Source organism: Lysobacter sp. F60174L2 (assembly GCF_052547135.1).
Window position 1 is genome coordinate 184,792 of the sequence record NZ_JBQWRA010000003.1, and the last position, 20,271, is coordinate 205,062.

Genomic DNA, 20,271 nt, shown 5'->3' on the forward strand with positions numbered 1-20,271 from the left:
GGATTCGGTACAGGCTGCGACTGGAGGCGCGGGCGGACATGTGCCGTTGTGCACCATGGCGGGGGGCAGGTGCCGGGTGCTCGCCCCGCATGGCGGGCTTTTGTGCGCTGCGGTAGGCTTGCCGGTCCCTCCCTGCAGCGCTGCCGCCGTGTCCACTGAAGCCGCCACCGATCCGACCTCCACCGACCCGCGGGCGTTCGACCCGCAAGCCGTGGAGGCGGCCGCGCAGCAGTTCTGGAATGGCACCCGGGCGTTCGAGGTCGACGAGGCCTCCGCCAAGCCCAAGTACTTCTGCCTGTCGATGCTGCCGTACCCGTCCGGTGCGCTGCACATGGGCCATGTGCGCAACTACACGATCAGCGACGTCATCAGCCGCCATAAAAGAATGACCGGCCACAACGTGCTGCAGCCGATGGGCTGGGACGCGTTCGGCCTGCCGGCCGAGAACGCCGCGATCAAGCACAGGACCGCGCCGGCGCAGTGGACCTACGCCAACATCGCCCACATGAAGCAGCAGCTGCAGGCGATGGGCTACGCGATCGACTGGTCGCGCGAGTTCGCCACCTGCCAGCCGTCGTACTACGTGCACGAGCAGCGCATGTTCGTACGCCTGATGAAGCAGGGCCTGGCCTATCGCAGGAACTCGGTGGTCAACTGGGACCCGGTCGACCAGACCGTGCTGGCCAACGAGCAGGTGATCGACGGCCGCGGCTGGCGCACCGGTGCGCTGGTCGAGAAGCGCGAGATCCCGCAGTGGTTCCTCAAGATCACCGACTACGCGCAGGAGCTGCTCGACGGCCTCGACACGCTCGATGGCTGGCCCGACGCGGTCAAGACGATGCAGCGCAACTGGATCGGCCGTTCGGAAGGGTTGGAGATCCGCTTCGACGTGCGTGATGTCGACGGCGCCGCGCTGGAGCCGGTGACGGTCTACACCACCCGTCCGGACACGCTGATGGGCGTGACCTTCGTGTCGATCGCCGCCGAACATCCGCTGGCGACACATGCCGCGCGCGACAACCAGGATCTGGCCGCATTCATCGCCGACCTGAAGAAGGGCGGCGTCACCGAGGCCGAACTGGAGACCCAGGAAAAGCGCGGCATGGACACCGGCCTGCGCGCGCTGCATCCGGTCAGCGGCGAAGAAGTGCCGGTGTACGTCGCCAACTTCGTGCTGATGAGCTACGGCACCGGTGCGGTGATGGCGGTGCCCGGCCACGACCAGCGCGACTGGGAGTTCGCCAGCCACTACCGGTTGCCGATCGCCACCGTGGTCGTGCCCAACGCGGTGCGCGATGCGCTGGAGGAGATCCGGCGCGACCTCGGCGCGCATGCCGACCCGATGGGCGCCGCCCTGGGCGAGTCGCGCGCGACCGACGCCTACGACACCGGCGCCGCGGTGCAGGTGGTCCAGGAGTTCCAGCAGCGGCTGGCCGAGGAGGGTGCGTTCACCGAGCGCGGCTGGCTGGTCAATTCCGGCGAGTTGGACGGCATGGATTTCCAGCAGGCGTTCGACGCGCTGGCGCAACGGTTCGAAGCCGAAGGCCGCGGCGCGCGCAAGGTCAACTACCGCCTGCGCGACTGGGGCGTCAGCCGCCAGCGCTACTGGGGTTGCCCGATCCCGGTGATCTACTGCGACAAGTGCGGCGCGGTGCCGGTGCCCGAGGACCAGCTGCCGGTGGTGCTGCCCGAGGACGTCGAGTTCATGGGCACCGGCTCGCCGATCAAGGCCGATCCGGAATGGCGCAAGACCATCTGCCCGACCTGTTCCGGTCCGGCCGAGCGCGAGACCGACACCTTCGACACCTTCATGGAGTCGAGCTGGTACTACGCGCGCTACACCTCGCCCGGTGCCGACACCCAGGTCGACGCGCGCGCCAACCACTGGCTGCCGGTCGACCAGTACATCGGCGGCATCGAGCACGCGATCCTGCACCTGCTGTATTTCCGCTTCTACCACAAGCTGCTGCGCGACCAGGGCCTGGTCGACAGCGACGAGCCGGCGCGCAACCTGCTGACCCAGGGCATGGTGATCGCCGAGACGTTCTACCGCGACGGCGACAACGGCGCCAAGGACTGGATCAACCCGGCCGATGTCGAGATCGTCCGCGACGAGAAGGGCCGCATCACCGGCGCCACGCTCAAGGCCGACGGCAAGCCGGTGGTGATCGGCGGCACCGAAAAGATGTCGAAGTCGAAGAACAATGGCGTCGATCCGCGGACGATGGTCGAGCGCTACGGCGCGGACACCGTGCGGCTGTTCTCGATGTTCGCCGCGCCGCCGGAGCTGTCGCTGGAGTGGAACGAGTCCGGCGTCGACGGCATGGCCCGGTTCCTGCGCCGGTTCTGGCGCGAGGTCACGACCCATGTGTCGCAGCCGGACCATCCCGAGGTCGGCGAGCTGCTGAAGGGCGGTACGACGCTCGATGCCGCACAGAAGACACTGCGCCGGCAGCTGCACGAGACCATCCAGAAGGTCGGCGACGACTACGGTCGCCGCCACGCGTTCAACACCGCGATCGCATCCCTGATGGAGCTGCTCAACCACGTGTCGAAGTTCACCGACATGAGCGATCCGGGCCGCGCGGTACGCCACGAGGTGCTGCAGACCATGGTGCTGCTGCTGAACCCGGTGACCCCGCACGTCAGCCACGCGTTGTGGCAGGCGCTGGGCCACCCGGAGACGCTGCTGGAGGACGTGCCGTTCCCGGTCGCCGACCCGGCCGCGCTGGCGCGCGACGCGGTGACCCTGGCGGTGCAGGTCAACGGCAAGCTGCGCGGTACGATCGAGGTGCCGGTGAACATCGACAAAGCGGAGGCCGAGCGACTGGCGCTGGCCGAACCGCATGTGGCGAAGTTCCTCGACGGCATGAGCGTGCGCAAGGTCATCGTGGTGCCGGGCAAGATCGTCAATATCGTGGCGGGCTGATCGCCACGCCGGGCGGGCTGCCGCGGCCGTGCCGGTTCAGCCTGCCGTCGCTTTCGCGCTTGATGCGGTCTCCCGCCTCGTACAGACTCCCCCGATGATCCGACATCCGCTGTCCCTCGTCCTCGCCCTGGCATTGCTGCTGGGATTGTCCGCATGCGGCTTCCAGTTGCGCGACGCGCTGACGTTGCCGGCGGACCTGGACCCGGTGAAGGTGGTTTCGAGCGACCGCTACAGCCCGCTGGCGGAATCGCTGGCGATGGCGCTGACCCGCGCCGGCGCCGAGCCCGCCACGCCCGACACGGAGAGCCCGGCGGTGCTGGACGTCATCGTCGAGAAGTGGGGCGACACCCCGATCAGCGTCGACGAGCGCGGTCGCGCGCAGGAGTTCAACCTGCGTTACGCGGTGCTGTTCGAGCTGCGCAACGGCGACGGCACGGTGCTGGTGCCGCGGCAGAGCATCGAGCTCGCGCGCGCCTACATCTCGATCCCGACCAACTCGATCGGTACCGAGGGCGAGCGCGACACCCTGGTCCGCGAGATGCGCCGGGAGATGACCGCTTCGGTGCTGCGCCGGATCGATGCGGCGGCCAGTGGCGGCACCTTGGTCGGCGGTTCGGACGAGGTGTTCATCGAGTTGACCGATGCCGCGCAGGCCGCGATGGAAGCGGCCGAGTCGATGGCTCCGCTGCCGGCGGAACCGGCCGGGGTCGAGGCGCCTGCCACTGACGTGCCGGCAAACGACGCGCCCACGAACGACGAAGAGCCGGCCTCCACGACCGATCCCGCCGAACACCCCGTCGAGCCCACGCCCGGCCAGCCCCGCTGAGATGGAACTGAAGCCGGAACAGCTGGTCGCCCAGCTCGACTCCGGGCTGCAACCGGCCTACCTGATCGCCGGGCCCGAACCGCTGCGCGTGCTCGAAGCCGCCGACGCAGTACGTGCCGCGGCCCGCGCGCAGGGCATTGCCGAACGCGAAGTGTTCGACGCCGAGGGCAGCCGCGAGCCCGACTGGGACGCGATGCAGGCCAGCTTCCGCGCGCCCAGCCTGTTCGCCAGCCGGCGCCTGGTCGAGCTGCGCCTGCCGACCGGCAAGCCCGGCAAGGACGGCAGCGCGGTGATCCTGGATTTCTGCGCCGATCCTCCGGCGGACGTGGTCCTGCTGGTCACGGCCGGCGAGTGGAGCAGGAAGCACGGCGGCAAGTGGAGCGAGGCGATCGGCCGCGTCGGCCGGGTCAGCGTGGCGTGGACGGTCAAGCCGCACGAACTGCCCGGCTGGATCGAACAGCGCCTGCGCACCCGCGGCCTGCGCGCCGATCACGATGCGGTGCAGCAACTGGCGGAACGGGTCGACGGCAACCTGCTCGCCGCCGCGCAGGAGATCGACAAGCTCGTACTGCTGTCCGACGGCGCCAGCATCGACGCGGCGACGATGGAATCGCTGGTCGCCGACGCCGCCCGCTTCGACGTGTTCCGGGTGATGGACGCGGCGATGAACGGCCACGCCGACCAGGTCTCGCGCATGCTCGCCGGCCTGCGTGCCGAGGGCGAAGTGGTGCCGGCCTTGCTCGGGATGGTGGTCAAGGAGCTGCAGGTCCTGGCCGCACTGGCGCGGGTGACCGCGCGCGGCGGCAATCTTGGCGCCGAGTTCAAGGCCCGGCGGATCTGGGACTCCAAGCAGCCGATGTACCAGCGCGCGCTGAAGCGGCACCCGGCGCCGCGCTGGGACGCGTTCGTGTCGCAGGCCGGGCGGGTCGATCGCTTGTCCAAGGGCCGCGGACGCCCCGGCGAGGAGCCGATGGATCCGTGGCTGGCGCTGGAGCGCCTGTTGCTGGCCGTCGCCGAGCCACGCGCATTGAGGTTGCTGGCCCGTGCCCGGGTCGCGTGAGATGCAGTTGCGGGTGTTCTACGGCGGCACCTTCGATCCCGTCCACGACGGTCACCTGGCGGTCGCCCGCCACGCCCGCGATGCGCTGGATGCAACCGTCCGGCTGATGCCGGCGGCCGATCCGCCGCATCGCGACACTCCCGGGGCGAGCGCGGTGCACCGGGCGCGGATGCTCGACCTGGCCGTGGCCGGCGAGCGCGGGTTGGCGGTCGATCGACGCGAACTGCAGCGCGATGGCCGCTCGTACAGCATCGATACCGTGCGCGGGATCCGCGACGAATCCGGCCCCGATGCGCTGGTGGCACTGCTGATCGGCGCCGACAGCCTGCTCGACCTGCCCAACTGGAAGGACTGGCAGGCTTTGTTCGACGTCACCCATTTCATCGTCGCCGAGCGCCCCGGTTCGACCATCGACGACCCGTTGCCGGAACCGCTGCAGGGCTTCCTCGCGGGGCGTTGGGCCGACTCGGCCGCCTCGCTGCATGCGCTCCCGGCCGGCCGGGTGCTGCGCCTGCGGCAGCCCCTGCAGCCCGAGTCGGCGACCGACGTGCGCCGCCGGATCGCCGATGGGCGGCCCTGGGGCGAACTTGTCCCGCCGGCCGTCGCCGCCTATATCGAGCGCCACAACCTGTACGGGGCCGGGGCGCCGCCGCCGGCTTCGCTATAATTCTCCCCGGCGTGCCCCCATGCATGTCCCACCCCACACCGAGCCAGCCTTTGACCAGTCAAGCCCAAGTCATCAAGACCCGCCTGCCGAGCCCGCCGCCTTCCGTCGATGAACTGCTCAAGGCAGTGCGCGATGCGGTTGCCGAACTCAAGGCAAAGGACACCGTCGAAATCGACGTGCGCGGCAAGAGCAGCGTCACCGATTACATGGTGATCGCCTCCGGCACGTCGTCGCGCCACGTCAAGTCGATTGCCGACGAGGTGGTCCGGTTCGCCAAGAAGCTCGACGTGATGCCGCTGGGTGTCGAGGGTGAGCGCGAGGCCGAGTGGGTGCTGGTCGACCTTGGCGATGTCGTGGTCCACGTCATGCTGCCGCGGGTGCGCGAGTTCTATGCGCTGGAGCGGCTGTGGACTGTTGGCGACGAGCCGCCGGAGGGGATCGACGAGTACGGCGACGACCACCGCGGCGAGACCGACGCCGAGGACGGGCTCTAGCCTTTACCGGCGCTTCGCGCATGTCCGATCACGGCGCCCCAGGGCGCCGTTTTCGTCTGGCTGCCACGGCCGCGCTGCGCAACCCGATACCATGCCCGGATGAAGGCGAAACTGATTGCGGTCGGCGAACGCGCGCCGCGCTGGGTGGCCGAGGGCTTCGAGGACTATCGCAAGCGCCTGTCGCACTGGCTGCCGCTTGAACTGGTCGAAGTCGAGCCCGGCCTGCGCGGCAAGAACCGTGACATTGCCCGCGCGACCGCGGATGAAGGCGCACGGGTGCTGGCGGCGCTGCCGAAGTCGCCGCTGGTGGTGACCCTCGACGGGCGCGGCAAGCCGTGGAGTTCGGAGCAACTGGCGCAGCGGCTTGAACATTGGCGCGGCCAGGGCCGCGACCTGGCGTTGCTGATCGGTGGGCCGGAAGGCCACGCCGACGACGTGCTGGCACGCGCCGACGAGTCCTGGTCGCTGGGGCCGCTGACGCTGCCGCACATGCTGGTCCGGCTGGTGGCCGCGGAGCAGCTGTATCGCGCCGCCGCACTGCTGGCGAACCACCCGTACCACCGGGCCTGACATGCAGGCCGATGCTTCGCCGCGGCGACTGCCGCGGCGAAGCGTCCGGTCAACGCCGCAGCGCGAAGCTGATCGGCACCAGGCCGATCGCCCGCACCGCATGGCCATCCCGCATCGCAGGCTGGAACCTCCAGTGCTCGAGCACATGGCGCAGGGCCGCGCGGTCGAGTTCGCGATGGCCGCTGCTGCGGGCGATGGTCACCTCCAGCGGCTGGCCATCGGTATCCACCAGCACCTCCAGCAGCACCGTGCCTTCGGCGCCCGCGCGCAGCGCACGGACCGGGTAAGGCGGCGGCGACGCCGCGGCATAGCGCAGGGTGGCGCCGGTCATGGTGGTGGGCTGGCTGGCCGGTTCGACCGCAGGAGTGGTCGCGACCGGCAACGCAGGTGCAACCGGGATGTCCATTGGCTGCGGCGCCACCGTCGGCTGCGGCGCCTCGACGGGCGGTGCCGGCGTCGCCGCAACCGGCTTCGGATCAGGAATCGCCGTGGGTGGCGCGACTTCCACCGGCACCGGAACCACAGGCACCGGCTGCCTGCGTGGAATGATGCGTATGTCCGGCAGGCGCACGGCCTCCGGTGCCAGCGGCGGCAGCTTCGCAGGGACCAGCAGCAACAGCAGTACCACCACGTGGATCGCGAGCGCGCCGGCGCTGGCGATGATCCGTCCCGGGTCCAGGCCCTGCTCGCCAACAACGCCGCCGAAGCGGGAAGACAGTGCGTGTTGCATGGTCCACCTCCTGTTGTCTGCCGTTGTAGTGACCAACGCGCGGACGCCGGGAGTGGGGTTGCCGGTGAGGGCATGGCCCCACGCCTGTGGTTTGCGCCCACGAATCCAAGCTGCTCCCATACGCACTGGTACGGCAATCCCTGGCCGAAGAACGGCGCCTCCGGACGGACGGGCGGTCGCTCCCGGAAAGTCACGCCCAAAAACAGGGCCCGCATTTCGCGGGCCCTGGATCTGCTCGATGTGGCTCGGTGGAATCGCCGAGGCCGGAATGCTCCGGGTTTCAGTCGTCCGCCGCGCCGGGGTCGCGTTCCGGCTCGCGCTCCATGCCGCCCTCGTCGGGGTTGGGCTTCTTCCGCGGGTCCGGCTGCCGGGCGTCATCCTTGTCACGTGGTCTGGGTTCGGCGTAGCCGGGGTTCTCGCCGGCCTTGGGGTCAGGCGCGGGTGGGGCTGACTTGTGCGTTGCCATGGGGTTACCTCCCAAGTTCGAACACGACATCGAGGTCAACCGACAAGGTGTTCTCGCCCGGCGAAATCGAGGTGTCGGCGCCGGCCTTTTCCATCCGCGCCATCGCCATCATCGGCACCGGTGGGCTGAAGCCGCCATTGCCCTCGCTGATGCTGACGATGCGGCGCACCTTCATGCCCAGGGTCTTGGCGTACATCGCCGCACGGGCCTGGGCCTTCTCGATTGCTCCGCGGCGGGCTTCGTCGTAGGCCGACTCCTTGTCGTCGACCTCGAAGCTGGGGCCGTGGATCTGGTTGGCGCCGACCCCGACCAGCACGTCCATGATCCCGCCGAGCTTGCCGATGTCGCGCACGGTGACGTCGACCGTGTTGCGGGCCTCGTAGCCGGTGATGGTCGGCGGTTGGTTGTCGGCGTAGTTGTACTGCGGGTTGAGGTTGACGCCGCTGGTCTGCACGTCGCGCTCGGCGATGCCGGCGCCATGGATCGCCGCGACCACCTTGTTCATCTGCTCGGCGTTGGCCTGCATCGCGGCCTTCGCATCCGCCGCGCGGGTGACCACGCCGGTCGAGAGATGGGCGATATCGGGGACCCGCTGCACTTCGGCATGGGCCGATACCGACAGCAGCGTGCCGTTGCTGGAAATGGGAGCGGGGACGGTCTGGGCGTTGGCGGTCATGGCGGCGGCTCCGAAGGCGAGGGCGGTGGCCAGTGCGAGCGGGCGCAGCACGGTGCGGGGCAGGGCGGAACGGGACAGCGTCCGAAGCATGGATAACTCCTTGGTATCGATGGGGAAGAGTCTGTTGCAAAGGGGTGAACGAACCGTGAGCCCGGTCGGGGTTACGCGATCGTCGTCGGCTGGCGCTCAGTCACCGCAGGGTATGCTTTCCGGCGTCTGGGCGATCGCTGGGGCGCGCTGGCTGGGGCTTGCGCGGCGGCCGCCCTCCCGCCATTGGATCGTGATGCTCTATCTCGCCTCGAAATCACCTCGACGCCGCGAACTGCTGGGCCGGCTCGGCCTCGACTTCGGCGTTCTCGAGATCGATATCCCCGAGCACCGCCAGCCCGGCGAACCGCCACGTGACTATGTCTGCCGGGTGGCGCGCGAGAAGGCCGGCGCGGGGCTGCTGTCGGTCGTGGCCAATCCGTCGGCGCTGGTGCTGGGCTCGGACACCGAGGTGGTGCTCGACGACGAGGTGTTCGGCAAGCCGGCCGATGCCGCCGATGCGGCATCGATGCTGCGGCGATTGTCGGGACGCACCCACGAAGTGATATCGGCGGTCTCGCTGGTATCCCCGGGGCGCGAGCTGCAGGCGGTGTCGGTATCGAAAGTCACCTTCGCCGAGCTCGACGACGCCACGATCGACGCCTACGTCGCCAGTGGCGAGCCGTTCGGCAAGGCCGGCGGCTATGCGATCCAGGGTGGCGCGGAAGTGTTCGTCACCCGGCTCGACGGCAGTTATTCGGGCGTGATGGGGCTCCCGCTGCACGAGACCGCGCGGTTGCTGGCGGGGTTTGGCCTGGGTTCGCTGGCCAAGGGGGCCGCGTGAGCGAGGAGATCCTGATCAACGTCACCCCGCGCGAGACCCGCGTCGCGGTGGTCGAGAACGGCATGTTGCAGGAGCTGCACATCGAGCGTGGCTGGCGCCGCGGCGTGGTCGGCAACATCTACAAGGGCCGCGTGCAGCGCGTAATGCCGGGGATGCAGGCGGCGTTCGTCGACATCGGGCTGGAGCGCGCGGCCTTCCTGCATGCGGCCGACATCTTCAAGCCGCCGTCGGTGGGCAATGGCGACGGTGACGAAGCGCCGCTGCCGCCGACGCCGACCCGGCCGATCGCCGAGCTGCTGCGCGATGGCGAGGAAATCATCGTGCAGGTGGTGAAGGATCCGATCGGCAGCAAGGGTGCGCGGCTCACCACCCAGCTCAGCATCCCGTCGCGCTACCTGGTGCTGCTGCCGCGCACGCGGGTGATCGGCGTGTCGGCGCGGATCGAGGACGAGGCCGAGCGCGCGCGCCTGAAAGGGCACGTCGCCGCATTGGCCCCGGACGGCGACCAGCACGGCTACATCGTCCGCACCAATGCCGAGTCGCAGCCGGCCGAGGCGCTGGCCGAGGACATCGGTTACCTCGGGCGGGCCTGGGCGCTGATCGCCAACGGCTCGCGCGATGCCCGGGTGGGCGAGCGCGTGTACGAAGACCTCAGCCTGCCGTTGCGCGCGGTGCGCGACCTGATGCGGCGCGATGTCGAAAAAGTCCGGATCGACTCGCGCGAGACCTGCGAGCGCCTGCGCGTGTTCGCCGCCCAGTACATGCCCGGTCTCGACGAGAAGATCGAGCACTACGCCGGCGCGCGTCCGATCTTCGACATGTACGGGGTCGAGGACGAGATCCAGCGCGCACTGGCCCGGCAGGTCCCGCTGAAATCCGGCGGCTACCTGGTGATCGACCAGACCGAGGCGATGACCACGGTCGACGTCAACACCGGCTCGTTCCTCGGCCAGCGCAACCAGGAGGAAACCGTCTACCGCACCAACCTGGAGGCGGCGCAGTCGGTCGCGCGGCAACTGCGGCTGCGCAACCTGGGCGGCATCATCATCATCGACTTCATCGACATGGTGGATGTCGAGCACCGGCGCCAGGTGCTGCGCCAGCTGGAGAAATCGCTGGCGCGAGACCACGCCAAGACCACGGTCTACGACTTCTCGCCGCTCGGGCTGGTCGAGATGACCCGCAAGCGCACCACGGAGAGCCTCGAACACCAGCTCAGCGAGCCCTGCCAGCAGTGCAGCGGTCGCGGCATGCTCAAGACGCCGGAGACGGTGACCTACGAGATTTTCCGCGAGATCGTGCGCCAGGTCCGGCAGTTCGATGCCGAGCGTTTGCTGGTGATGGCGTCGCCGAAGGTGGTCGCGCGCATCACCGACGAGGAGTCGGCGGCGGTGGCGGAGCTGGAAGAGTTCCTCGGCAAGTCGATCCAGTTCCAGCCCGACGACCAGTACGCGCAGGAGCAGTTCGATGTCGTGCTGCTCTGAAGGACGCGCGAGGGCGGGCTGACGTGCCGACCCCGACGCGCCGCCGCCTGCGCCAGGCCCGCCGCGGCCTGGCTTACACCATCGCGATCGCGCTGGTGCTGGTGGCGCTCGTGCTCGGCGTGGCCAGCCAGGTGCTGCCGCTGGCCGAGCGCAACCCGGATGCGGTCGCCGTCTGGCTGAGCCAGCGTGCCGGCCGCACCATCGCGTTCGACCGGGTCGAGACCGAATGGACCCGTCGCGGCCCGCTGCTGCAACTCGACAACCTGCGCATCGGCGAGGGCGACAAGGCGTTCACCGTCGGCGACACCGAGATGCTGGTGTCGATCTACGCCGGCCTGCTGCCGGGCACGCCGTTCTCGGAACTGCGCCTGCGCGGACTCGACCTGACCCTCGAACGCATCGCCGACGGCCGTTGGCAGGTGCGCGGCCTGCCCGGGCAGCAGAAGACCGGCGTCGACCCGTTCGAATCGCTGGAAGGACTGGGTGAGTTGCAGGTGATCGACGGCAAGCTGGCGGTCATCGCGCCCCGGCTCGGCATCGACGCACAGATCCCGCGGATCGACCTGCGCCTGCAGGTCAGCGGCAGCCGTGTCCGTGCGGGCGTGCGGGCGTGGCCGGAAGTCGCGCACGGCGTGGTCGCGCAGCCGGTCGACGCGATGCTCGACCTCGATCGCGACAGCGGCGACGGCGAGGTCTATGCCGGCGCGCGCAAGGTCGACCTGGGTCAGTGGTCGACACTGCTGCACCTCGCTGGGGTGTCGGTCGATGCCGGTACGGGGCGCGCCGAGGCGTGGGCGACGCTTGAAGGCAACCGCGTATCCGCCGTCACCGTCGATGCCGCACTGGACCAGCTGGTATTGCGCGGAACTCCGGAGAGTCCGGCCGCATTGGCGCCGCGGACGCAGTTCGCAAAAGTCGAATCGCGCGCGCGCTGGGCGCTGGTCGATGGCGGTTGGCGCGTCGATGCGCCCGTCCTGCGGATCGACAGCGGCGGCAGCCGCCACGTCATGGACGGCCTGCTGCTGGCCGGCGGTACCCACTACGCGGTGAGCGCGCCGCGGGTCGACGTCGCGCCATTGCTCGGCGTCGCCGCGCTCAGCGATCGCCTCTCCCCCGGGTTGCGCCGGTGGATACGCCAGGCGCAACCGCGCGCCACGTTGCAGGACATCGCGGTCAGCGGCACGCGTGGCGGTGCCATGCACGCAAGCGCGCGTATCGAGGCGCTGGGGTTCGACCCCGTTGGCGACTCGCCTGGGCTGCATGGGCTTGCCGGTGAGTTCGATGGCGACGCCGACGGCTTCCGCCTGCAGCTCGATCCGGGGCACACGGTCGCGTTCGACTGGCCCAGCGGCTTCGGGGTGGTCCATGCCGTCACCCTCGATGGCGACGTCAATGGCTGGCGCGACGGCGCAGGCTGGCGCATCGGCACCGCGGCGTTGGCGATCGACGGCGACGGCTTCGGCGCCAACGCGCGGGGCGGGCTGTGGTGGCAGGGCGATGGCAGCCGCCCGTGGATCGATATCGCCACCACCCTCGACGACACCGCGCTGCCGGTCGCGAAGGGGTTCTGGGTCCGCAACCGGATGTCGGACAAGCTGATCGACTGGCTGGACACCGCGCTGGTCGCCGGCACGTTGACGGATGGACGCGCGCTGGTGGTCGGCGATCTCGACGACTGGCCGTTCGACGACAACGACGGCCGCTTCGAGGCGGCCGGGCACATCGTCGACGCGACCCTGCGTTTCCAGCCCGACTGGCCGGCCGCGCAGAACGTCGACGTCGATGCCAGCTTCGTCGGCAACGGTTTCAGCATCGAGGGCACCGGCACGCTCGGCGACGTCGACATCCAACGCATGCGCGGTGCGATCGACCACTACCGCGACGGCGCGCTGACCGTGCAGGCCGAGGGTAGCGGCGACCTGACCGGACTGCTGGCGGTGTTGCGCGAAAGCCCGCTGCGCGACATGCAACCGGAGACCTTCGACAGCCTGCGCGCCAGTGGCCTGGCGGATGTCGACTTCAACCTCTGGTTGCCGTTGCACGCGGGCGCGACCATGGCGATCGACGGCGATGTCGGGCTCAACAACGCGAGCCTGGCCGATCCGCGCTGGGACCTCGCCTTCGACCAGGTCGGCGGTCGCATCGACTACGATCGTCACGGCTTCCACGCCGACCGGTTGCAGGTGCGCCACGATGGCCGCCCCGGCACGTTGAGCCTGCGCGCGGGGCAGGGCCACGTGCGCGCGGGCGGCAACGCTTTCGAGGCCGGCATGCAGGCGGATTTCGATGCCGACGCGCTGATCGACCGCGCGCCCGACCTTGCATGGCTCAAGCCGCACCTCGACGGCCGCTCGCGCTGGGATGTCGGGGTGATGGTGCCGAAGTCGGGGAGTGCGGGCGCACAGGTCGCGCGTCTGCGAATGCGCTCCGACCTGGTCGGCACCGCGTTGACCCTGCCGGAACCTTTGAGCAAACCGGCGCCTGCGGCACTCGCGGCCACCGTCGATACCCCGTTGCCGATGGGCAGCGGCGATGTCGAGGTCGGATTGGGCAACCTGCTCGCGTTGCGTGCGCGTTCCGCCGGCGGGCGCACCGGTGTCCGCATCGCCCTGGGCGGCGACCGGGTGGACCAGCCGGCGCCGGCCTCCGGGCTGGTCGCCAGTGGCCACGCCGACAAACTCGATGCGATGGAATGGATCAGCCTGGTGCAGGGGGGCGGGGACGGCACGGCGAAGCTGCCGTTGCAGCGGATCGACGTGACCGCGCGGCGCCTGCAACTGCTGGGCGGCGTGTTTCCCGACACCCGGCTGCTGGTGGTGCCCGCCGATGGCGGCGCGACCGCGGTGCGCGCGGAAGGCGATGCGTTGCAGGGCCAGTTGCGCGTGCCTGCGGCCCGCAGCGCGGCGATCTCCGGGAAATTCGAGCGGGTCCACTGGAGGTCGGCGGCCGGTCCGGCAGCGGAGTCGACCGCTGCCACGGCGCAGGTCGGGACCGGCTCGACCCCGACGGCCGGCGCGCCGCCGCAGGTCGCGGACGCCGACGCCATCGACCCCGCCGCGATCCCGCCGCTGGCGTTCGACATCGACGACCTGCGCATCATCGACGCCCGCCTCGGCAGCGCCAAGTTGCGCACCCGGCCGACGCCGGCCGGACTGCAGGTCGAACAGTTCACCGCGCGCGCGCCGGACCAGTCGATCGACGTCAGCGGCAGCTGGACCGGTCGCGGCACGGCGGCGCGCACGCGGCTTCTGGCGACCATCGCCAGCAGGGATTTCGGCAGCCTGCTCGACGGATTCGGTTACGGCGGGCGGCTTGCCGGTGGCGAGGGCGAGGCGCGGCTCGATGCGGGGTGGACGGGCAGTCCGGCCGATTTCCACGTCGCCGGACTCGATGGCAGCCTGACGGTGAACGCGCGCGACGGCCGTTTGCTGGAAGTCGAACCCGGTGCCGGCCGCGTGCTCGGCCTGCTCAGCATCGCCGAGCTGCCGCGAAGGCTGTCGCTGGACTTCCGCGACTTCTTCTCCAAGGGCTTCGCGTTCAACGCGGTCACCGGCGCGATCCGGTTCGCCGACGGCAGTGCGCGCAGCGACGATCTGCGCATCGACGGGCCGGCCGCCGAGATCAGCATCCGCGGTGCCGCCAACCTGCGCGACGAAACCTTCAACCAGACCGTCGAGGTCGTGCCGAAGGCCGGCAACCTGCTGACCGCGGTCGGTGCGATTGCCGCCGGACCGGTCGGCGCGGCGATCGGCGCCGCGGCCAACGCGGTGCTGCAGAAACCGCTGGGCCTGATCACCGCGCGGACCTACAAGGTCACCGGGCCGTGGGCCGAGCCCAAGGTCGAGGTGATCAGCCGCGAACAGGGGCGGCGACCGGCGGCGGATCCAGCCCCAAACCAGCCGGTTGAAGCCCCCGCCAATGCCCGCATATCGTCGGGATAGCGCCACCACCCTTTCGTCCGACACGGCTGCCCCATGACCCTACCGCTGCAACTCGCCGAATCCCGCCTGCTGCTTCCCGCCGGCCTCGACACCGACGGCCTGGAACGCACCTTCGGCACCCTGCTCGGGCCCGGTGTCGATTTCGGCGACCTGTATTTCCAGCACGCCCGCCGCGAGAGCTGGACGGTCGAGGACGGCATCGTCCGCGACGGTGCGCACTCGATCGAGCAGGGCGTCGGCGTGCGCGCGATCAGCGGCGAGAAGACCGGCTTCGCCTATTCCGACGAGATCAACGGTGACGCGCTGATCGCCGCCTCGAAGTCGGCGCGGGCGATCGCGCGCGACGGCAACAGCCTGGCCACGCAGGCGCTGGTGCGCGGCAACGGCCGTTCGCTGTACCCGAGCGACGACCCGATCGACTCGCTGGGCAACGAGGAAAAAGTCGAGTCGCTGCGACGGATCGACAAGCTGCTGCGCGCCGCCGACCCGCGGGTCAAGCAGGTGATGGTGAGCCTGTCGGGCGGCGTCGACACCGTGCTGGTCGCGCGCAGCGACGGCGTGCTCGCCGCCGACGTGCGGCCACTGGTGCGCTTCAACGTGCAGGTCATCGTCGAGCAGAACGGCCGCCGCGAATCCGGCTATACCGGCGGCGGCGGGCGTTACAGCTACGCCGAGCTGTTCGCCGACGGCAAGCCCGAGGCCTGGGGCCGCGAGGCGTTGCGGCAGGCGCTGGTCAACCTCGACGCGGTCGACGCGCCGGCCGGGGTGATGCCGGTCGTGCTCGGCAACGGCTGGCCCGGCGTGTTGCTGCACGAGGCGGTCGGCCACGGCCTCGAAGGCGACTTCAACCGCAAGGGCACCAGCACCTACGCCGGCCGCATGGGCCAGCGGGTCGCCTCGCCCGGCGTCACCATCGTCGACGACGGCACGCTTCCCGGACGGCGCGGCTCGCTCAACGTCGACGACGAGGGCCAGCCGACCGAATGCACCACCCTGATCGAGGACGGCGTGCTGGTCGGCTACATGCAGGACTCGCTCAACGCCCGGCTGATGGGCATGAAGCCGACCGGCAACGGCCGTCGAGAGTCGTTCGCGCACCTGCCGATGCCGCGCATGACCAACACCTACATGCTGGCCGGCAAGCACGACCCGGAAGAGATGATCCGCTCGGTCAAGAAGGGCCTGTACGCGGTCAACTTCGGCGGCGGCCAGGTCGACATCACCAGCGGCAAGTACGTGTTCTCGGCGACCGAGGCCTACCTGATCGAGGACGGCAAGGTCACCGCGCCGGTCAAGGGCGCGACCTTGATCGGCAACGGCCCGGAGACCATGCAGAAGGTCCGCATGATCGGCCACGATCTCGCCCTCGACGAAGGCGTCGGCGTCTGCGGCAAGGACGGCCAGAGCGTACCGGTCGGCGTCGGCCAGCCGTCGCTGCTGATCGACGGCATCACGGTGGGCGGCACCCAGGCGTGAATGTCGGCGCGCCTTCCGAGTCGCTGGCGGCTCCTGCTTTTCCCTTCTCCCGCTTGCGGGAGAAGGTGCCCGAAGGGCGGATGAGGGCAAGAGACACAACGCTTGCGACGCAACCTGCTACTCCGCGTGCCCTCACCCCAGCCCTCTCCCGCAAGCGGGAGAGGGAGCTATTCCGCGCCGTCTGCCGGCTCCGCGCCACCCACCATCAACTCCCGCAACTGCCGGAACAACTCCCGGAACGCCCGCGGCGGCTTGTTGCGCTTGCGCTCCTCCAGCGTGTTGCGCACCAGCTGGCGCAGGCCCTGGCGGTCGGCGTCCGGGTACTGCTCGATCAGTTCCGCCAGCGCCACGTCGCCCTCGGCCAGCAGGCGGTCGCGCCAGGCCTCGACCCGGTGCATCGCCGCGACCTCGCGTCGCGCGGCCTCGCCCTTCTCGTCGAGCGCATCGCGGATCGCCTCCAGCACCTCGTCGTCCTCGCGCCGCATCTGCTTGGCCAGGAACGCCAGCTGCCGCTTGTGGGCGATATGCGAGGTGATCCGGCGGCTCTCGCGGATGTGCGGCAGCAGCGCCTCGGGCACCGGCAGCTTCGCCAGCTGGGCATCGGTCAGGGCCACCAGTTTCTGCCCCAGTTCCAGCACTTCCAGCGCATCGCGGCGCTTCCGGCTGCGGCTGTCGTCATGGAACTCGCCGGTTTCCTCGTCTCTGCCACGCATCGTCAACATCCACGTCATTTCGTCTTGCAAGGATAAGTCATTGAGCGACATCGCCCCCGGTTCCACTGGCTCGGCCGCGCCGGCCCACGCCGACAGCGACGCCCACCTCGACCTGCTGGCCGGGCTGTCGCAGCGCCTGCTCGAGCGCGCCCGCGCCAACGGCGCCGACCAGGCGGAGGTCTCGTGCTCGGAGGACACCGGGCTCAACGTCAACGTGCGGATGGGCGAGGTCGAGACGGTCGAGTCGACCCGCGACCGCGGTATCTCGGTCACCGTCTATTTCAACGGCCGCAAGGGCAGCGCCTCGACCGCCGACCTGCAGGACGCCAGCCTCGCTGCGACCGTCGACCAGGCCTGCGCGATCGCCCGCCACACCGAGCACGACCCGGCCGCGGGCCTGGCCGACGCGGAGCTGATGGCGACCGACCTGCGCGAGTTCGACAGCTGGCACCCGTGGGCGATCGAGGCCGATCGCGCGATCGACCTGGCGCTGGCCTGCGAGCAGGCAGGTCGCGACTTCGATCCGCGGCTGGAGAATTCCGACGGCGCCTCGGTCGGCAGCGGCAGCAGCCTGTCGGTGTACGCCAACTCGCATGGCTTCGTCGGCCGCGAGCGCAGCACGCAGCACAGTCTTGGCTGCGCGCTGATCGCCGGCCGCGGCGCCGCGATGCAGCGCGACGGCTGGTACAGCATCGCGCTGGCCGCGGACGAGCTTGAGTCGGCGGCGACGATCGGCCGCAAGGCGGCGGAGCGCGCGGTGTCGCGACTGGCGCCGCGGCAGGTCGCGACCGGCCAGTACCCGGTGCTGTACTCGGCCGAGATCGCCCGCTCGCTGATCGGCCACCTGCTCGGCGCGGTCTCCGGTGGCGCGTTGTACCGGCGCGCCAGCTTCCTGCTCGACAGCGCCGGCACCCGGGTGTTCCCGGACTGGTTCGCGATCGACGAACTGCCGTTCCTGCCGCGCGGCTTCCGCTCGGCCTCGTTCGACGCCGAGGGCGTGGCCACCCGCGAGTCGCCGCTGGTCACCGGCGGCGTGCTGCAGCGCTACGTACTCGGCAGCTACTCGGCGCGCCGGCTCGGCCTGCAGACCACCGCCAATGCCGGCGGCGTGCACAACCTGCAGGTCGCGAGCAACGGCGGCGATTTCGAGGCGATGCTGGCCGGCATGGGCCGCGGCCTGCTGGTCACCGAACTGATGGGGCAGGGCGTCAACGCCATCACCGGCGACTATTCGCGCGGCGCGGCGGGGTTCTGGGTCGAGGACGGCACGGTCCAGTACCCGGTCGACGGCATCACCATCGCCGGCAACCTCAAGCAGATGTTCGCCGCGATCGAAGCGGTCGGCAGCGACGTCGACCCGCGCTCGCACGTGCGCACCGGCTCGATCCTGGTCGGCCGGATGACGGTTGCGGGCGAGGGATGAGCGGCGCCACCTGACCTTCGGCGGTTGACCCGCAAGGGCTTTCGGCGGAGATTCGTGCCAGACCCATGCAGCAGGAGCACGCCATGAACCCCGACGAAAACGAATCACCCGGAACCCCGCCGCCGTTCAACGACGCGACCGGGCGCACGCCATCGGAGCCGCCACCGGCCCCGGGCGGCCAGCAGTCCTCGTTCAACGACTCGTTCAACAAGTCCTTCAACCAGCCACCGCCGGCCTCCGATGCGCCGCCGGAGGGGCATTCGGCCGAAGCGCGCCAGTGGGCGATGTTCGCGCACCTTTCCGCGCTGATCGGCGGCATCCTCACCGCTGGCTGGGCAGGCAGCCTGGGCTGCTTCGTCGGCCCGCTGATCATCTGGCTGGCCAAGAAGGACACGATGCCGTTCGTCGATGACCAGGGCAAGGAAGCGCTCAACTTCAACATCACCGTGGGCATCATCTTCCTCGCCTTGGCGGTGTTGTCGATCGTGACCCTCGGCATCGGCCTGGTCATCGCGATCCCGGCCTGGGTGATCATCGGCATCGCCTGGCTGGTGCTGAGCATCATCGCCGCGATCAAGGCCAACGAAGGCGTGGCCTATCGGTATCCGCTGACGCTGCGGTTGATCAAGTAGGTCGTTTGAGGGGAGCCGGCCGGGTTCCGGCTGGCTCCCTTGCGGCGGATGCGTTGCGCTGCGAAAACGCTTTGTCCACGCGACGTTTCGTGTACGCACCGCTTTGTGTACGCAACGCTCCTACATGGGGCGAGCGTTTCGTTGTCGGGGAAGCGAAACCGCCTCAGCGGTCGCGATCAACCGCGAGTCGCCCCAACTCCCGCAGCGCATCGGCGCGTTTGCCAAACGGTTCGAGTGCGTCGAGCATGCCGGCGCCAAGCTGCGCGAGGCGCTCCCGCGACGCCTGCATCCCGATCAAGGCCGGGAACGTCGCCTTGTCCTGCGCGGCGTCCTTGCCCGCGGTCTTGCCGAGCGTGGCGCTGTCGCCTTCGACATCGAGGATGTCGTCGCGCACCTGGAATGCCAGCCCGAGCGCATCGGCGTAATCGTCGAGGCGGGCCAGGTCGGCGGTGCCGGCATGGCCGCATGACGCGCCCATCCGCACCGCGGCGCGGATCAGTGCGCCGGTCTTGCAGCGGTGCAGGTGCTCGAGTTCGGCCACGGTGAGGGTGCTGCCATCGCCGGTGGCGCCCAGGTCGAGCGCCTGGCCGCCGCACATGCCGTTACTGCCGGCCGCGGTGGCCAGCGTGCGCAGCAACTCCACCCGTGTATCGGCGTCCACCGGCGCGTCGGCCAGTACCGCGAACGCCAGCGACTGCAGCGCATCGCCGGCAAGGATCGCGGTGGCCTCGTCGAACGCGACGTGCACCGTCGGCTGGCCTCGGCGCAGTTCGTCGTCGTCCATGGCCGGCAGGTCGTCATGGACCAGCGAATAGGCGTGGATCAGTTCGACCGCGACCGCGGGGGCGTCGAGCGCCAGCGGATCGGCGTCGAACAACGCACCGCTGGCATGCACCAGCAGCGGACGCATGCGCTTGCCGCCGAGCAGCGCCGCGTGGCGCATGGCGGCGTGCAGGGCTCGCGGTTCCGCGTCGATAGCGGGCAGGGCGGCCGCCAGCGCGGCGTCGCTGCGCTCGCGCCAAGCCGCCAGTTGCGGGTCAAGCATCGGGCGAGGCGGGCTGTGCGAACGGTTCGGCGCTGGCCGGGTCCTGCGGGTCGCTCAGCAGGCGCACGCGCAACTCGGCCTGCTCCAGCGCGGTCTGGCAGCGCCGATACAGGCCAACGCCGCGCTCGTAGGCGGCCAGCGATTCTTCCAGGCTCAACTCGCCGTGCTCCATCTTCTCGACCAGTTGCTCGAGCGAGTCGAGCGAGGCTTCGAAATCGGCGACCGGCGAGGCTTCGGGGGTGGCTTTGCGTGGCATCGGGCAAGTGTG

The 20,271-nt window shown here is 70.0% G+C and carries 18 protein-coding genes; 12 read left to right on the top strand and 6 right to left on the bottom strand.

The genetic code is table 11. The features are described from left to right. The first annotated feature begins 148 nt into the window (after positions 1–148). The 6 genes from leuS (at position 149) to rlmH (ending at position 6,546) form a co-directional block, all read left to right on the top strand. The gene (gene leuS, locus ACT9AS_RS09845) at positions 149–2,929 is read left to right on the top strand and encodes a leucine--tRNA ligase (RefSeq protein ID WP_445099961.1); all 2,781 of its coding nucleotides are present in this window, start codon (positions 149–151) and stop codon (positions 2,927–2,929) included. A gap of 94 nt (positions 2,930–3,023) precedes the next feature. Further along, positions 3,024–3,755, top strand: a complete 732-nt coding sequence (locus ACT9AS_RS09850) for an LPS assembly lipoprotein LptE (RefSeq protein ID WP_445099962.1) — start codon at positions 3,024–3,026, stop codon at positions 3,753–3,755. A 1-nt stretch (position 3,756) separates the two neighbouring features. Next, positions 3,757–4,815, top strand: coding sequence for a DNA polymerase III subunit delta (holA, locus tag ACT9AS_RS09855; RefSeq protein WP_445099963.1), 1,059 nt, complete (start codon positions 3,757–3,759; stop codon positions 4,813–4,815). A 1-nt stretch (position 4,816) separates the two neighbouring features. Beyond that, positions 4,817–5,482: a nicotinate-nucleotide adenylyltransferase gene (nadD, locus tag ACT9AS_RS09860; protein WP_445100351.1), complete on the top strand. Its 666-nt coding sequence runs from the start codon at positions 4,817–4,819 to the stop codon at positions 5,480–5,482. Positions 5,483–5,532: 50 nt separating this feature from the next. After that, the gene (gene rsfS / locus ACT9AS_RS09865) at positions 5,533–5,976 is read left to right on the top strand and encodes a ribosome silencing factor (RefSeq protein WP_445099964.1); all 444 of its coding nucleotides are present in this window, start codon (positions 5,533–5,535) and stop codon (positions 5,974–5,976) included. A 99-nt stretch (positions 5,977–6,075) separates the two neighbouring features. Further along, positions 6,076–6,546, top strand: coding sequence for a 23S rRNA (pseudouridine(1915)-N(3))-methyltransferase RlmH (rlmH, locus tag ACT9AS_RS09870; protein ID WP_445099965.1), 471 nt, complete (start codon positions 6,076–6,078; stop codon positions 6,544–6,546). A gap of 49 nt (positions 6,547–6,595) precedes the next feature. Here rlmH and ACT9AS_RS09875 read toward each other — a convergent pair whose 3' ends face one another. From ACT9AS_RS09875 to ACT9AS_RS09885, 3 genes are all read right to left on the bottom strand, one after another. Further along, positions 6,596–7,276, bottom strand: a complete 681-nt coding sequence (locus ACT9AS_RS09875; RefSeq protein ID WP_445099966.1) for a TonB family protein — start codon at positions 7,274–7,276, stop codon at positions 6,596–6,598. Positions 7,277–7,556: 280 nt separating this feature from the next. Then, positions 7,557–7,742, bottom strand: a complete 186-nt coding sequence (locus ACT9AS_RS09880; RefSeq protein WP_445099967.1) for a hypothetical protein — start codon at positions 7,740–7,742, stop codon at positions 7,557–7,559. A gap of 4 nt (positions 7,743–7,746) precedes the next feature. Continuing rightward, complete coding sequence (locus ACT9AS_RS09885; protein ID WP_445099968.1) at positions 7,747–8,508, bottom strand: SIMPL domain-containing protein; 762 nt, start codon at positions 8,506–8,508, stop codon at positions 7,747–7,749. A gap of 193 nt (positions 8,509–8,701) precedes the next feature. Here ACT9AS_RS09885 and ACT9AS_RS09890 point away from each other — a divergent pair, with 193 nt between their 5' ends. Genes ACT9AS_RS09890 through tldD form a run of 4 tightly spaced genes read left to right on the top strand, consistent with a single transcriptional unit; the run spans position 8,702 to position 16,190 of the window. Further along, entirely contained in the window at positions 8,702–9,289 is a 588-nt protein-coding gene (locus tag ACT9AS_RS09890) for a Maf family nucleotide pyrophosphatase (RefSeq protein ID WP_445099969.1), read from the top strand. Next, positions 9,286–10,773, top strand: coding sequence for a ribonuclease G (gene rng, locus ACT9AS_RS09895; RefSeq protein WP_445099970.1), 1,488 nt, complete (start codon positions 9,286–9,288; stop codon positions 10,771–10,773). Before ACT9AS_RS09890 ends, rng begins: the two co-directional genes overlap by 4 nt. Positions 10,774–10,796: 23 nt before the next feature. Next, positions 10,797–14,714, top strand: a complete 3,918-nt coding sequence (locus tag ACT9AS_RS09900; protein WP_445099971.1) for a YhdP family protein — start codon at positions 10,797–10,799, stop codon at positions 14,712–14,714. Between the two features lie 33 nt (positions 14,715–14,747). Then, positions 14,748–16,190 carry a metalloprotease TldD gene (gene tldD / locus ACT9AS_RS09905; protein ID WP_445099972.1) on the top strand — a complete coding sequence of 481 codons (1,443 nt, stop codon included), beginning with the start codon at positions 14,748–14,750 and terminating at the stop codon, positions 16,188–16,190. Positions 16,191–16,357: 167 nt separating this feature from the next. On the opposite strand, the gene yjgA is transcribed toward tldD, so the two are convergent. Next, the gene (gene yjgA / locus ACT9AS_RS09910; RefSeq protein WP_445099973.1) at positions 16,358–16,903 is read right to left on the bottom strand and encodes a ribosome biogenesis factor YjgA; all 546 of its coding nucleotides are present in this window, start codon (positions 16,901–16,903) and stop codon (positions 16,358–16,360) included. 49 nt (positions 16,904–16,952) lie between these two features. Here yjgA and pmbA point away from each other — a divergent pair, with 49 nt between their 5' ends. Further along, on the top strand, positions 16,953–18,326 hold the full coding sequence (pmbA, locus tag ACT9AS_RS09915; RefSeq protein ID WP_445100352.1) for a metalloprotease PmbA: 1,374 nt from the start codon (positions 16,953–16,955) through the stop codon (positions 18,324–18,326). Between the two features lie 284 nt (positions 18,327–18,610). After that, entirely contained in the window at positions 18,611–18,958 is a 348-nt protein-coding gene (locus tag ACT9AS_RS09920; RefSeq protein WP_445100353.1) for a DUF4870 domain-containing protein, read from the top strand. A 163-nt stretch (positions 18,959–19,121) separates the two neighbouring features. On the opposite strand, the gene ACT9AS_RS09925 is transcribed toward ACT9AS_RS09920, so the two are convergent. Both ACT9AS_RS09925 and ACT9AS_RS09930 read right to left on the bottom strand, forming a co-directional pair. Beyond that, positions 19,122–20,003 carry a farnesyl diphosphate synthase gene (locus ACT9AS_RS09925; protein WP_445099974.1) on the bottom strand — a complete coding sequence of 294 codons (882 nt, stop codon included), beginning with the start codon at positions 20,001–20,003 and terminating at the stop codon, positions 19,122–19,124. Further along, positions 19,996–20,259: an exodeoxyribonuclease VII small subunit gene (locus tag ACT9AS_RS09930; protein WP_445099975.1), complete on the bottom strand. Its 264-nt coding sequence runs from the start codon at positions 20,257–20,259 to the stop codon at positions 19,996–19,998. Before ACT9AS_RS09930 ends, ACT9AS_RS09925 begins: the two co-directional genes overlap by 8 nt. Between the last annotated feature and the right edge of the window lie 12 nt (positions 20,260–20,271).

Excerpts from the sequence above, each read along its gene's own strand:
- ACT9AS_RS09850 (WP_445099962.1), top strand. The coding sequence starts at position 3,024 with ATGATCCGACATCCGCTGTCCCTCGTCCTCGCCCTGGCATTGCTGCTG.
- holA (WP_445099963.1), top strand. The coding sequence starts at position 3,757 with ATGGAACTGAAGCCGGAACAGCTGGTCGCCCAGCTCGACTCCGGGCTG.
- nadD (WP_445100351.1), top strand. The coding sequence starts at position 4,817 with ATGCAGTTGCGGGTGTTCTACGGCGGCACCTTCGATCCCGTCCACGAC.
- rlmH (WP_445099965.1), top strand. The coding sequence starts at position 6,076 with ATGAAGGCGAAACTGATTGCGGTCGGCGAACGCGCGCCGCGCTGGGTG.
- ACT9AS_RS09875 (WP_445099966.1), bottom strand. The coding sequence starts at position 7,276 with ATGCAACACGCACTGTCTTCCCGCTTCGGCGGCGTTGTTGGCGAGCAG.
- ACT9AS_RS09880 (WP_445099967.1), bottom strand. The coding sequence starts at position 7,742 with ATGGCAACGCACAAGTCAGCCCCACCCGCGCCTGACCCCAAGGCCGGC.
- ACT9AS_RS09885 (WP_445099968.1), bottom strand. The coding sequence starts at position 8,508 with ATGCTTCGGACGCTGTCCCGTTCCGCCCTGCCCCGCACCGTGCTGCGC.
- ACT9AS_RS09890 (WP_445099969.1), top strand. The coding sequence starts at position 8,702 with ATGCTCTATCTCGCCTCGAAATCACCTCGACGCCGCGAACTGCTGGGC.
- tldD (WP_445099972.1), top strand. The coding sequence starts at position 14,748 with ATGACCCTACCGCTGCAACTCGCCGAATCCCGCCTGCTGCTTCCCGCC.
- yjgA (WP_445099973.1), bottom strand. The coding sequence starts at position 16,903 with ATGCGTGGCAGAGACGAGGAAACCGGCGAGTTCCATGACGACAGCCGC.
- ACT9AS_RS09920 (WP_445100353.1), top strand. The coding sequence starts at position 18,611 with ATGTTCGCGCACCTTTCCGCGCTGATCGGCGGCATCCTCACCGCTGGC.
- ACT9AS_RS09925 (WP_445099974.1), bottom strand. The coding sequence starts at position 20,003 with ATGCTTGACCCGCAACTGGCGGCTTGGCGCGAGCGCAGCGACGCCGCG.
- ACT9AS_RS09930 (WP_445099975.1), bottom strand. The coding sequence starts at position 20,259 with ATGCCACGCAAAGCCACCCCCGAAGCCTCGCCGGTCGCCGATTTCGAA.